Consider the following 12,785-nt stretch of genomic DNA (forward strand, 5'->3'; position numbering starts at 1 on the left):
GCATATCATCTTTGGTCGTCAGGAAGGGTAATAAAATATTAACGCTTAATACGTTAGAGGCCTAAGGGGCGTTTTTGAGGTGGGTAAATTTCTCCCCGGGTCATGCGGGGAGAAATGTGGACAGCAAAGATTGACTGAAAGCTTCATTAAATTTTGCCCATAGTAGGAGTATCAATATAGCGTTGATTGATCTCCAATTCTATTCCAAGGTACACATCACCGGAAAACCTGGTTCGCAGATAAGTCGTAAAGCCGTCGTCAGCTCCATTATAAGGGCAATTGAGCATGATGAGTTGTTCGGGTAGCATGTTGTCGAGCCGTGCTTTCCATTGCTTACAAAACTCTGCCTCCTCCATGCGGGCTTCATCATACAAAAGCCCTACATCTACAGCCCTTACTATACCATTGAGTTCGGGCGTAAAGGTATGGATGGACAAATGCAGCACGGGCTCTCCATGCGCTATAAAATCGCTGATCTTATGCTCTATCTCCTCGCGGTATGGATGGTAATACTTGGCCAGAAGTGTGTTTTTAATGTTTTTATCAACATTATGGGTGTACTCACTAAAAAGCTCTTTATTATCCAGAGATCTGTTGGTTTCAATCAGCAGTCTGGACACTTTCTGATAAAAAAGAGGTGCTTCCAGGTGCCGGGCCAAATATTTAGCTATCCCAAGGCTCCCCGGGTCCCACCCTCTATGCGAGGCCAAAGTTTCTTCTGCATTGGCAAACATGAATTTATAGTCTTTTGGTACATAATTACCCGCATGCTCACATGAGATCAAAATTTTTCTTCCACGCATAATTCAAACATTTCGTTATACATTAAACAATCCGACAACTCTCTGTAAACCAGATTTATATTTTCAACCGAATAGACCCCTGCCAGTGATTTTAATATTCTGCTTGCCAGTGTGCCCTGCGTTAGTATTATATTAAGTTCCGTTAGCCATGGCTGAACCTCAGCAGGGTACTGCTTTTCTGCCTTTTTCAGGATTTCTGCCCAAAGGGCGCCTGCCGTCATATGTTCATGACCAGAGATACCAAACATTTCAAGGTACGCTGCATTATCGATCATGGCATGCTCGCCATATTTAATAGTTTCCTGAAATATGGCATACAGTGGCTCTATCTCCCACTTTTGCTGGTCATGAAAGGAGTGTAGCTTCTCATTGACCAGCATTTTTAATAAGGCTATTACCAGGGCCAGTATTGCCAGGTCTGCTTTTGGGCACTCCTGAATATCAAGAATACGGATTTCGATGGAGCCTCTGTCAAACCGGGCTATTGCACCCCGGGAATTGAGCCATACCGGCTGTAGTATCTTGTTAGGGTCATGAGGTGCGATGTCATGCGCTATGCGGTCGTAGATCATCTTATGATATTGCCGCTTTGAAAACGCCCTTTCGGGAATTACTTTACCGGTCAATGATGGAATTACACGCTGGTTTTTCTGATAGTAGTCCAGCCGTTTATCCAGAAATCCCGTGTTTTTACCTCCCAATACCGGGGAGCTGGCGGCCAGCGCCGGTAATATGGGCAGCACCAGACGGATGGCTGCATGCAGGCGGGCAAACTCCTCATCGTCGTAAAAGGGTAAATTCAAATGTGTACTTTGCAGGTTAGACCAGCCATGCCCACAGCAGTTGAAGATCCTGTTATAGGCATCATAGATCTCATTGCTCTCATGGGGCCAGAGAAATGTCTCCTTATTAGGGTCCATCAGCGGATGGGCGGCAGTGGGCATCAGTTGTGCATTGAAGGATGCCAGTTCCGTATTCACCGACTTGACATTTTTATGAAACTCTTCCCCCAGCTCTACCAGGTTGGGTTCGGGCTTGGTACACTTTAGCTCTACCACGTGCAGCACCAACTCATTGCACCAGCTTACTTTACCTCTGTTTATATCACTTACGTATTCATTGCTGATTTTTTTAAAGAGCTCATCTGTCACGGGTTTAATAGCCAGTGTCTCTTTGTTTACAATCATGTATTCCAGCTCTATACCGTAGCCCTGGAACAGGTGTAATCTTGAATTACTCATCGTTTTTGTATCCTCTCTAGGAAGGTCTCCATAATTTTTGTGTACAGGCCGTTTTTGATGATCCTGTCCTCCACACCGGCATCTATGTTGGGGTTATCATTGATCTCGATAACATAAAATTTACCGTTGATCTCTTTGATATCCACGCCATAAAGACCGCTGCCAATTAATGCAGTGGCTTTTAATGCTGTATCTATCAGCGCCTTTGGGGCATCGGCCACGGCTACGGTTTCACTCTTGCCTTCGCGGTGTTCCCCGTTCTTTTTCCAATCTACAATCTGCCAGTGGTTTTGTGCCATAAAATATTTGCACACATACAGCGCTTGCTTATTGATCACGCCTACACGCCAGTCGTAAGGTGTGGGCATAAACTCCTGTACAATTAATAATTCTGACTTTTGAAAAAGGTCTTTTAGTGTTTCTGCCAGTTGCTTCTCATCCGACACTTTCTTTACGCCCTTGGAAAATGATCCGTCCGGCTGCTTAATAACCATCGGGTAATTAAAGTTCTCAGGGATCTTTTGGCTGTCCTTTCTAAGGATGAACGATCTGGGAACGGCTATTTTATTGGCAACCAGCAACTCGTGCAGATATACTTTGTTAGTACATTTCAGAATAGAGTTGGAATCGTCAATAACTACCAGCCCCTCAGATTCGGCTTTTTTTGCAAACCGGTAGGTATAGTGGTTCACATTGGTCGTTTCCCTGATAAAAAGGGCATCAAACTGCACCAGTTTACCAAAGTCGTTTTTGGTGATCACTTCAGTGTTGAACCCCAGCTTGTCTGCAGCAGCTATAAACTTTTGAATAGCTTTAGGGCTTGACGGCGGAGTAGCATCTTCAGGGCTCATCAGTATAGCCAGATCATATTTTTTACGGCTGTATTTCTTTCTCACCACCTTTTTGCCGGTAATGTAGAAAAACAAAGCTTCCTGCAATTTCTTGCTGTTGCTTTCATCAAGGTCTTTCAGGTGAAGTGGCTTCAGGGCCTGCAACTGCCACTTTTCTTTTTTCACAAATACGGCCTGGATGATCGGTATCTGAAAGAGGTTAAACAGCAACACTCCTATTTTGGAAAACTGAGGGTTATCCACCTGCCCAAACATAATATGGATCACTACCTTATTTTCCGTTTGGGATTTGAGGCTGCTTTGTATCAGGTCGTTAAACTCCTCCGCATCGTCCCTGATCAACGACGGAAACCGGAAATCCTGGAGAGTAGCAATTTCGGGTATTACCTTGTGCCCTCTGGCCTCGGCCAGCAAAGACACATAGTACCCCAGGCTCTGGTATTGATGGGACCTGCATAGGTTGATGATCTTAAAAGCTTTTGATTCCTGGTATTCAGGCTTACTAAAATATGCTGAGGGGGTGATCACTTCCGCACCTTCAGACTGTAGGTTCCATTTTTCGGGGGTCTCTGTAATAATTAATTTCGGCATTACTTTTTAGGGTATATGATTAGCAAATTGGCGTCATAGGTCATCACGCCAAGCATTATTGAGTTAATAAGTTTTTGAAAGCTTACTTTATAGTATTGCTTTTCACTAATTGGGTTCGGGTCCAGCGGATCAGCGATAAGCGCCAGCCGCTTCTCCTGGTTAAACCCATTGATGATCACAAAATGTCCGGTAGGTACACCATTGATGTCATCATACCGGATCACGTACTCGCCCGTACCGGTAATAAATTCTCCGGTTTCACGGGGGCTTTCATACAAATAGGTAGAACTCAGGCCGGTGAGAATGGGTATCTTTTTGGTCAAAAAGTATTTTATCAGGCTTGGGGTCAGCTCTTCAAATTTCAACTTCCCTCCATTAGATAAAAACTGAAGATAACCGGCAGTAGCCACGTGTAGCTTTTCATCATCCGGCTTTGCCTTCAACTGTTCTTTCAGTTTAACTGTAAGATCAACTTTTTGTTTGAACCATGACGGATCAAAAGTGCTTAAGTTGTAAGTGTAAATTGTAGCATTGTAGCCCCGTTTCAGGGCATGGTTGGCCAATAGCACGGCTATGGTTCCGCCAGAGGACAACTGTTTGACCTCATCTATTACCTGCCGGAGGGGCACTTTATCGTTGTAATATTGATAAACCCCGTGCAGACAGGTAGGCCCGCAAGTCACATCATCTGGCTGAGCTTTTATATTCAAATCCAGAACCTTTTCTTTGGTTTTTAACAGCATCTTTGCCTAATTTTCTAATTCACATTTTGGACGGTGTTTTAATAAAAAGTCACCCTGAGTTTAATGATCGATAAAAATATTTCTGACGAGCAGTTAGTCCTTCTTCTCCAGGATGTCTACAATCCGGGGTATTTTTCCATGCTGGTACAGAGGCATGAAAAATATATACTCCGGAAATGTATGAGCTATGTCAAAAATGAAGATATAGCCGAAGACCTCTGTCAGGAGATCCTGATCAAGCTGTTTATCAATATCAAATCTTTCAAGGGTGAAGCCCGCTTTTCAACCTGGCTGTTTTCCATTATTCACAATACTTGCATTGACCATTTAAGAAAAAACAAAAAGAATGTAAGACAGGTGATCACAGAAAAAATGGCAGAAGAGGTGGCTGAAATGATCGAGGGCGTTGATGAAGTTCCTGAGGAGCTATCCGTTAAAATACTGGATAGCCTTTTGGATGAGATCTCTCCGGAAGAAAAAATGATATTGCTTCTCAAATACAAAGAAAAACACCCGATCAAAGACATTCAGCTTACCCTGGGCCTTTCAGAGAGTGCTGTAAAAATGCGGCTGAAAAGAGCCAAAAGCAAGGTAAACAAACTCTACCAGACGTACCGGTCGAAACAAAAGTCCTAGTTTGGCTAGTATCAGATTATTTTTGTTATAAAAGTATCCAGTACCTCAACAAGGATCAGTATGATAATGATCCACTCCAGCTTACTACTTTCTTTCTGATGGTACAGCTCCATGAAGGCATCGAGGTTATCTTCCACAATACCAAAAGTATTTTCAATAGAACGGTACCTGAGTCCCAGGTCAAAGTGCTTTGAAAGTGTGCTGTTGACCTTCTCGAGATATTCATTATTCCAGGTAACAGGAGGGGCATCAAAAATGTAAAGGTTCTCAGCAATTTTATTCTTCGTATTCAGGGCCTTGCCTATAAATTTCATGATGTTTTTACGACTGATTTTCAGCTTTCCCTCCTCTTCCATTTGGGTAGTAAACTGGCGGACTCGCATCAGCAGGTCTTGCGATACAGCGTCGTAATACATCAGGGCCACACTTTGCGCCACGTTGAGCATGGCAATTTTAATAGTCTCCTGGTTGATCAGGTGCAGGCTGAGGCTGTTAAACTCCACCTTCATTTCGTCCTGATCTCCGGTTTTAAGCACGAAATCATCTGCAGTGAGCTGCGCTTTGGGAGTTCCGGGAAAATAGGTGTTGAAGGCCGACCCTATCTCCTTTTCATCCATATTATAAAATGCGATGACTCCGTAGTTAAAAATAAAAATATACTGCTCACGACCCGACTCTATAAACAAGTCGGTTTTGCTCTCTAATATTATTTTTCCGCTTACTTTATCCCTGCAACTTTTGATATCAATGTTTCCGGTTAAGTGGTAAGCGCTGATTTTCAATTCTTTATTTACTGACATAATTTTTTCAATACCGTTTATACTGGTCAGACGATGGGACACCTAAAAGTCACTGCTCTTTATGAGGTTTTTGGGGTTATTAAAGGAGTGTGAAACTCTGAGTGAATTTTTAGGGGTGTGACTTTTTTAGGCGAGATGCGTCATACCAACAAAACCAAACCTCCAAAATATCATGAAGAAAGTACGGCCTATGACAGTCTCTTCCAATCAGGTAGCGGCTACAATCAATGAACACCCGGAACAGTCTGTAGCAGTGGAAGTGAAACGTACTCCGGATACAAAAGCTCATAAGACGACCTCGAAAAAAGTAAGCAAATGAGAAGTGCAATGCCTTCGAAGTAGCAATGAATCCGGACTTTCGAAAGGTTTCTCCTAGTTAGTAGCAAGCGTGCCCTGCAGCTCTACAATGGCTTTTTCGTGCAAGATCTCAGTCCTGGCAATAAGAGCTTCTATTTTAGCCGGATCAATATTGTTATTTAGACAATCAATCTCGATCGTCTCCATATTCTTATGCATTTCGGCAGCCCCAATTACGGAGCATGATGATTTCATTTTATGACAGGCACTTTGCAGGTTTTTCCAGTCTTTATCATTGTAAAATGTTCTGATTTGTTCTACTACTTTCGGAGTCTCCTTTACAAAGATGTTTATGATATTATTGACCATGGTGGAGTTTTTCCCGGAAAGGGCATATAAACTACTCAGATTTATTACTGGTCCTTCTTCCGGTTCCTCTTCCGCGGCTGGCTGTGCTTTGGAGTTCTCCTGGTCTTTTGTAGTAGTTTTTTTCCGGTCTTTCAGTAAGGCCTCAATTTTCCTTACCAGCTCATCTACCTGAAAAGGTTTTGATATATAGCCGTCCATCCCTGCATCGAGGCATTTTTGTACTTCCGATTTCAGAGCGTGCGCTGTTATGGCCATTACCGGTATTTCAGACAGTGGCGGTTTAAGCTCTGCTCTTATTTTTTTGGTGGCCTGATAACCGTCCATTTCAGGCATCTGAATATCCATCAAAACAATATCGTAGCTGCCTTTCCTGAGCATTTCCAGCGCTACAACACCATTTTCTGCAATATCCAGGTCCCAGCCGAGATCCTGGAAAATAAACCGGGCCAACTCCTGGTTGATCTCATTGTCTTCGGCCATGAGCACCTTGATATCTTTCAGGTGATCCATTTCATCAATATTTTTCATCATTTCTTCTGATCCGCCTTCAACTGCCTCTGCCTCACTTAATTTGAACGGAAGATCCATAAAGAAGGTAGTGCCTTTGCCGACCTTGCTTTTGACATCGATGCTTCCGCCTTGCAGTTCTACTATGCTTTTAACAATAGTCAGGCCAAGCCCCGTACCACCGTACTTGCGGGTGGTGTCGCTACTGGCCTGGGTAAAGCTCTCAAAGATGGTTTGTAGTTTGTTTTCTTCTATGCCTATTCCTGTATCTTCTACGCTGAACCTGACCATTGCAGACTCATCGGTGCTGCTCAAAGCCTGTACCCTTACATGAATATGCCCATCGTTGGTAAACTTCATGGCATTGTTGACCAGGTTTACCAATATCTGGTTAAGCCTGACGGGATCGCCCAGCAGGTAGTGGGGTACATCTTCCTCTATGGTGTGGTTTAATACTATATCTTTTTCCTCTGCCTTATGCTTAAACAGGTTGAGCACGCCCTCCACAACTTCCGAAAGGTTAAAATCAGTGCTTTCCAGTTCCAGTTTACCAGAGTCTATTTTTGAAACGTCAAGTATATCATTGATGATCACCAGCAGGTTTTCTCCTGCATGATGTATTGCTTTAATATATTTCTGATGGTCTGTACTAAAGTTCTCCTTATCTTTTAAAAGCAGGTTGGCAAAACCTATAATGGCATTCATCGGTGTCCGGATTTCATGGCTCATGTTAGCCAGGAATTGCTCTTTAACCCTGCCCGACTCCTCAGCGAGCTTTTTGGCTTCTATCAGCTCCTGTTCTACCTGCTTACGTTTATTGATATCCTGCGTGGTGCCAACAAATTTGTCGTAGTTGCCATCCACCTCATATTGAATATAGGCATGTACATTTACATACTTGATAGAATTGTCAGGCATAATTGCCCGAAGATCGAGGTTAAAGATATGCCCGCCTTCCATACACTTCTGGATCTCTGCCTGTATATTGGTCCGGTCATCTTCATGGAACATCGAGGTAAGGTGGATTAGCTTCGGCTCAAAAAACTCCTCATCAACTTCAAATATTCTGAACATCTCCTCTGACCAGTAGAGTACGTCTGTTTTAAAGTCATATTCCCAGTTACCGATCTTGGCAATTCTCTGGGCTTCTGACAGTCTCAGTTCACTGACCTTCCTGGCCTGCTCGGCCAACTCTCGTTCCCTTTCTATCTCACGCACAAATGTTGCGGTCTGGATCAACCGCTTTACACTTACTGGCGTGATCTGGTCTTTCACTACATAATCAGATGCTCCGGCCTTCATCATCTCAACCGCTACTTTTTCATCACCTTGCGAGGTAATGATAATAACGGGCACTTTAATGCCACTGGACCTGATCTTGCGCAATAGTGTAAGGCCATCGATGCCGGGCAGCAGGTAATCCAAAAATACACAGTCGTATTTGGTCTCTTTTAACAGCCTCATGGCTTCATCTCCGTCCATGCACTCTGTTAAAGAGAAGTTGAGATCTGCTTTTTTCATCGACCTCTTTAGCGAGGCTCTGTCCACATCATCATCATCAATGACCAATACTTGGGTTACGTAGTCCATCATTTAAAGCTGTTCACACAATGTCCAATAATGATTTAAAATTGAAACCGCCTTCACAAACCGCTCAAATGAGAGTGGCTTTAAAATATATCCGGCTACATTCAGGTTATAGGCTGCAAACTTATCACTCTCCTCATCGGAGGTCGTCATCACAAAAACACTGGTGGTTTTCAAATCAGGATCTTTCCTTATGGTTTGCAGAAACTCAAGGCCGCCCATTTTAGGCATGTTCAAGTCAAGCAGGATCACTTTGGGTGTAGGATCAAGCTTTTCTACGCCATTGCTCCCCTTCAACATGTTCAAGGCTTCCAGTCCATTTCTGGCTATATGCAGCGGGTTCGAAATATTATTCTTTTTAAATGCCCGCTCTACATTTCTGATATCTACCTCATCGTCTTCCACAAGCAATATATGCAACTGCTGATTATGTACCGGTATTTTAATTTCCATTGTCGCCTATTGATTTTGGTATACTAAAAACAAACTTTGTTCCTTTCCCTGGTTCTGACTTTAATGTAATACTTCCTCCGCGATCCTCCACGATCTTTTTAACTATTGTAAGTCCTATACCAGTACTTTCCATACTATCTCTGGCCTGTAGCGTCTGGAATATTACAAATATCTTTTCATGATACTCAGGCGCAATACCGGGCCCATCATCTTTAACCCAGAATTCGTGAAAAGAATTCTTATCTCTGTAACCAACCTCAATATGGCCGGATGACTTATCATGATATTTTATTGCATTGGAGATCAGGTTTGCAAATATCTGTTCAAGGTTAACCCTTGGAAATTTTATAACGGGAAGTTCTCCTGATATTGTAACCTTGAAGTTTTCAGGTACCATAAGGGAGTCCAATACTTCAGTAACCACTTGTTTCACATCCACTTCGGTGTATTCAATGGTAGCGCGGCTAACCCTGGAGTAAGTTAAGATACCATTGATCAGGTTTTCCATACGGCTAACGCGGCTTCGCAAGAGCCGTAAGTTATCTTTAACCTCAACGTTTTCACTTTCCCCCATGTCTTCCTCAATCCACTCGGACAGGTTGGTGATTGCCCGCAACGGTGCTTTGAGGTCGTGGGAGATTATGTAAGCAAACTGGTTAAGCTCCCTGTTGATCTTTTCCAGCTCCTTGGCATTATTTTTAATTTTTCGTTTGGCATGCTTGCGCTCGGTTATGTCAAGCGCAAGGCCTATAAACTCACCTTCGGCAGACCGGCTCTTGAATACAAAATTTTCAAAATACTGGCCTCCCCAGGTACTGTTAAAATGCAGATGATTGTGCTTTTCATCTTCATCGGAAACTTTATCCACAAGGCTGGCCAGGCTTTCTTCCATGCTCATTTTCACGATCTTACTGGCTACAAAAGCATCTTTGACAAGGGGGTTGCCCATGATTATTTCCAGGCCTTTGTCTATACGATATTTATAAATTACCACGGGCATCCGCAAAGTGACGGCATTTAAGATGCTGGTCTTCTCTCTCAGCTTCATTTCACTTTCCTTCTTCTCGGTAATACCGGTGGAAATACCATAGATCCCAATAGTTTGACCACTTTTACCATAGAGGGGCATCTTGGTGGTAGCCACCCAGGTATTATGTCCGTCGGGCCAGGTTTCTTTTTCTTCTACATTAAGCAGGGGCTGGCCTGTTTCTATGATCTTTTGTTCAGCATTGTAGGCGTTCCGGGCATGCTGCTCTTCAAAAAAATCAAAATCAGATTTACCTACAAGGTCTTCCGGGGTACTTACGCCAAACTTCTTAACATACGCCTGGTTTACTTTTAAAAACCTGCCTTTGAGGTCCTTAAAATATATTAAGCCGGGAAAACCGTTCATTAAGGCATCAAAATAAATGTGGTCGTTTTGGATAGGGGCTACAGTTATCACCTGATATGATGAGGCTCCCTGCCCGACGGTAATGGGGCCGGACTTACAGGTTACTGCTATCGTATCAGATGCTTTATTTTTCAGATTTAGTGTTATTTCCTCCGTTTTTGAATTATTATTTTGATCACGCTTTGCAGCAATGGCACTGTATTGCTCACGATCTGCTTCATACACATGCTCACTCATGGGAGTAGAAACAAGTTCATCTTCCTTATAACCCAACAATTCACAAAATGCGCTGTTAGCCCTCAGAATAGTCCCCTCAGTAGAGACCACCACCATAGCAGATGGTGATTGAGTAAACAACGCTTCATAATTCATCATATTTTTACCCTTATAACTGTATGCGCCTGCAAGTTTGTTCAAGACAATTTAAAAAATAAAAGGAACATTGGCCTTCTAAGCATTAGAATGCATCATACTTCAACTTTAGCAGTTGTTTTTTTGCTATACAGGCTATTACATTACATAGATGCAAGTCTTTAGCCGTGGCAGACCATGGAGAATATACGAGTTATTAACCGCAAACACAATACATCCTTTGTTCGCTGAGTATGAGTGCTGATTTGAGGTTTATGGAAGGTATTTTGTGAGAAATAAGAAATGAACAAGCTTTTCTGCATATCAGCACTCCCCTTCTCCAAAGGGTAATTTATATCAAAAAGGTACAAATGTATGAAGAGTGCCAAAATGCCCATAAACAGGGCATCCTCACAGATCGACATGTCTTTATTTTATGAGAAGAATGGCTTCCACTTGCTTTCTGGTGAAGGCTTGGTCAATAAACTAACGCCAACCAACAAGATGAGTGAAGCAGCCAGTGCCGGTATGGCAATGTAATCGGTGTCCATCGGAAATATCCATAAGCTCACTTCCATAGATTCCAGCGCCTTGTTGATCACAGGCACGAGCATACCGCCGATAATGGATGCAACACCTCCGGCAGGAGTAACCCTTTTCCAGAAGAAAGATGCCATCAGCACCGGTGCTATGGAAGCTCCAATCATGGTATAGGAAATAAATGCCATCTCAAGAATGGTCTCAAACTGAGAAACCAGCACAAAGGCCAAAATACCCAGCACCAAGATGGCAACACGCTGGATCAGCAGAAACTTTTCTTCCACAACTTTGCCAAACATGGGTTGTAGCAAGTCGCGGGTGACATTGGTAGAGCTTACCATGAGAAACGTATTACCCGTTGACAAAATAATAGCAACACCTGCCGCAAAAATCAGTGACCCTGCATATGCCGGCAGTTGCTCATATCCTATTCTTAGGATGATCTCCTCAGACATAGCTCTGTTGACAGAACCATCACTTAAAAAGAACCTGGGATCGTGGGCGTAAATGGCAAAACCCACAACAGCTAATGTACACATCAACAGCTCAATGATCACAACGCCGGATAACATACCTATCACGGCTTTCTTGGCTGATTTGGCATCTTTAGCTGATGAGAACTTCTGGTAAATACTACTTTCGCTAAGCAGGAGCATCAGTGTAGGTAATATAACACCCAAAGCCCAGGTAAAACTATGCCCTTCGGTCAATGACAGGTATTCCGGGCGGGTCTGCTCTATGGTATTGACCACCTCACCCCAGCCTCCGTGAGAGCTAATGGCCAGCGGCACGGCTACGATTACTGCCAGTACCATGATAACGCCGTTGAAGATATCAATGCTCACAATGGACACCATACCGGCAAGTGCTGTAAATGATATGATGAGTACACAGGTGATCATAGTGCCGGTCTCCGGGCTAATGGCACCTTCGGTAAGGATATTGATGAACCGGCCTCCTCCTTTAAACTGGTAACCTGCTATGACGAGGTATGCCACAATGATGGTAATAGTGCCCAATAGCCTGGCAGCCTTGTTATAGCGTGTTTCCAGCAGGTCTGTAAGTGTATATTTTGAGATGGCTCGGATCCGCGCTGCAATGAAGTAGATAACGATAATACCAATCCAGGCACCCATAGAGAACCATAGCTCCGAAAACCCGGACCGGAAAGTAAGGCCAGCCGTACCAAAAAGACTGCCCGACCCTATCCATGTACATACAAGGGTACCCACCAGCAAGTATACAGGCACTCCCCTGCCTGCAACCACAAAATCGTCCTGGGTTTTAACAGAGCGGCTTTTATAAATAATGATCCCGGTTAAAAAAACGAGGTAGGCAATAGTAACAATTATGTATGTCATAGTTTTATGATCTTTTTTCCTGCTGCCACGGTCAAACCAAAATTTCAGGCCACCTGTTTTAAGCAGCGGGCTAAATATAGCGCTAAATTGTGAGACGAGACTATGCAAATTTTAACCGATGGTAGGACAATATTGCTGCACAGGTGGGAAAGAACGGACAAATGTTTAAACTCCCATACCATGTTTGGCAAACGCCTTGTAGTTATACTGTTAAACCAAACAATCAAAATTTGATTAGGATCATGATTAAAAAAGTGAAGTT

At 43.2% G+C, this 12,785-nt stretch carries 11 protein-coding genes; 2 read left to right on the plus strand and 9 right to left on the minus strand.

All coding sequences use genetic code 11. From position 1 onward, the window contains the following. Positions 1-146 precede the first annotated feature (146 nt). The 4 genes from E1163_RS20250 to E1163_RS20265 are packed head-to-tail and all read right to left on the minus strand — an operon-like array spanning position 147 to position 4,229. A complete protein-coding gene (locus tag E1163_RS20250) occupies positions 147-803 on the minus strand; it encodes an N-formylglutamate amidohydrolase (protein WP_155174282.1) in 657 nt (218 codons plus the stop codon). After that, entirely contained in the window at positions 782-2,044 is a 1,263-nt protein-coding gene (locus tag E1163_RS20255; protein WP_155174283.1) for a carboxylate-amine ligase, read from the minus strand. Before E1163_RS20255 ends, E1163_RS20250 begins: the two co-directional genes overlap by 22 nt. Next, on the minus strand, positions 2,041-3,486 hold the full coding sequence (locus E1163_RS20260; RefSeq protein WP_155174284.1) for a RimK family protein: 1,446 nt from the start codon (positions 3,484-3,486) through the stop codon (positions 2,041-2,043). Before E1163_RS20260 ends, E1163_RS20255 begins: the two co-directional genes overlap by 4 nt. After that, complete coding sequence (locus tag E1163_RS20265; protein WP_155174285.1) at positions 3,486-4,229, minus strand: peptidase-C39 like family protein; 744 nt, start codon at positions 4,227-4,229, stop codon at positions 3,486-3,488. The genes E1163_RS20260 and E1163_RS20265 overlap by 1 nt, the downstream gene beginning before the upstream one ends. 63 nt (positions 4,230-4,292) lie before the next feature. Here E1163_RS20265 and E1163_RS20270 point away from each other — a divergent pair, with 63 nt between their 5' ends. Then, positions 4,293-4,865 carry an RNA polymerase sigma factor gene (locus E1163_RS20270; RefSeq protein ID WP_155174286.1) on the plus strand — a complete coding sequence of 191 codons (573 nt, stop codon included), beginning with the start codon at positions 4,293-4,295 and terminating at the stop codon, positions 4,863-4,865. An 11-nt stretch (positions 4,866-4,876) separates the two neighbouring features. On the opposite strand, the gene E1163_RS20275 is transcribed toward E1163_RS20270, so the two are convergent. Beyond that, positions 4,877-5,665 carry an RMD1 family protein gene (locus tag E1163_RS20275; protein WP_155174287.1) on the minus strand — a complete coding sequence of 263 codons (789 nt, stop codon included), beginning with the start codon at positions 5,663-5,665 and terminating at the stop codon, positions 4,877-4,879. Between the two features lie 172 nt (positions 5,666-5,837). Here E1163_RS20275 and E1163_RS20280 point away from each other — a divergent pair, with 172 nt between their 5' ends. Further along, positions 5,838-5,984: a hypothetical protein gene (locus tag E1163_RS20280; protein WP_155174288.1), complete on the plus strand. Its 147-nt coding sequence runs from the start codon at positions 5,838-5,840 to the stop codon at positions 5,982-5,984. A 53-nt stretch (positions 5,985-6,037) separates the two neighbouring features. Here E1163_RS20280 and E1163_RS20285 read toward each other — a convergent pair whose 3' ends face one another. The 4 genes from E1163_RS20285 to E1163_RS20300 all read right to left on the minus strand — a co-directional run bounded on the left by E1163_RS20285 (position 6,038) and on the right by E1163_RS20300 (position 12,523). Further along, positions 6,038-8,431 carry a hybrid sensor histidine kinase/response regulator gene (locus E1163_RS20285; RefSeq protein ID WP_155174289.1) on the minus strand — a complete coding sequence of 798 codons (2,394 nt, stop codon included), beginning with the start codon at positions 8,429-8,431 and terminating at the stop codon, positions 6,038-6,040. Next, positions 8,432-8,878, minus strand: coding sequence for a response regulator (locus tag E1163_RS20290; protein WP_155174290.1), 447 nt, complete (start codon positions 8,876-8,878; stop codon positions 8,432-8,434). Then, entirely contained in the window at positions 8,868-10,646 is a 1,779-nt protein-coding gene (locus tag E1163_RS20295) for a PAS domain S-box protein (protein ID WP_155174291.1), read from the minus strand. The genes E1163_RS20290 and E1163_RS20295 overlap by 11 nt, the downstream gene beginning before the upstream one ends. A 410-nt stretch (positions 10,647-11,056) precedes the next feature. After that, the gene (locus tag E1163_RS20300) at positions 11,057-12,523 is read right to left on the minus strand and encodes a sodium:solute symporter family protein (protein WP_155174292.1); all 1,467 of its coding nucleotides are present in this window, start codon (positions 12,521-12,523) and stop codon (positions 11,057-11,059) included. Between the last annotated feature and the right edge of the window lie 262 nt (positions 12,524-12,785).

Origin of the sequence: Fulvivirga kasyanovii (assembly GCF_009711405.1) — a bacterium.
In the GTDB taxonomy this organism is placed as follows: Bacteria; Bacteroidota; Bacteroidia; order Cytophagales; family Cyclobacteriaceae; genus Fulvivirga; species Fulvivirga kasyanovii.

Excerpts from the sequence above, each read along its gene's own strand:
- E1163_RS20260 (WP_155174284.1), bottom strand. The coding sequence starts at position 3,486 with ATGCCGAAATTAATTATTACAGAGACCCCCGAAAAATGGAACCTACAG.
- E1163_RS20270 (WP_155174286.1), top strand. The coding sequence starts at position 4,293 with ATGATCGATAAAAATATTTCTGACGAGCAGTTAGTCCTTCTTCTCCAG.
- E1163_RS20295 (WP_155174291.1), bottom strand. The coding sequence starts at position 10,646 with ATGATGAATTATGAAGCGTTGTTTACTCAATCACCATCTGCTATGGTG.
- E1163_RS20300 (WP_155174292.1), bottom strand. The coding sequence starts at position 12,523 with ATGACATACATAATTGTTACTATTGCCTACCTCGTTTTTTTAACCGGG.
- E1163_RS20265 (WP_155174285.1), bottom strand. The coding sequence starts at position 4,229 with ATGCTGTTAAAAACCAAAGAAAAGGTTCTGGATTTGAATATAAAAGCT.
- E1163_RS20250 (WP_155174282.1), bottom strand. The coding sequence starts at position 803 with ATGCGTGGAAGAAAAATTTTGATCTCATGTGAGCATGCGGGTAATTAT.
- E1163_RS20285 (WP_155174289.1), bottom strand. The coding sequence starts at position 8,431 with ATGATGGACTACGTAACCCAAGTATTGGTCATTGATGATGATGATGTG.
- E1163_RS20290 (WP_155174290.1), bottom strand. The coding sequence starts at position 8,878 with ATGGAAATTAAAATACCGGTACATAATCAGCAGTTGCATATATTGCTT.
- E1163_RS20280 (WP_155174288.1), top strand. The coding sequence starts at position 5,838 with ATGAAGAAAGTACGGCCTATGACAGTCTCTTCCAATCAGGTAGCGGCT.
- E1163_RS20255 (WP_155174283.1), bottom strand. The coding sequence starts at position 2,044 with ATGAGTAATTCAAGATTACACCTGTTCCAGGGCTACGGTATAGAGCTG.
- E1163_RS20275 (WP_155174287.1), bottom strand. The coding sequence starts at position 5,665 with ATGTCAGTAAATAAAGAATTGAAAATCAGCGCTTACCACTTAACCGGA.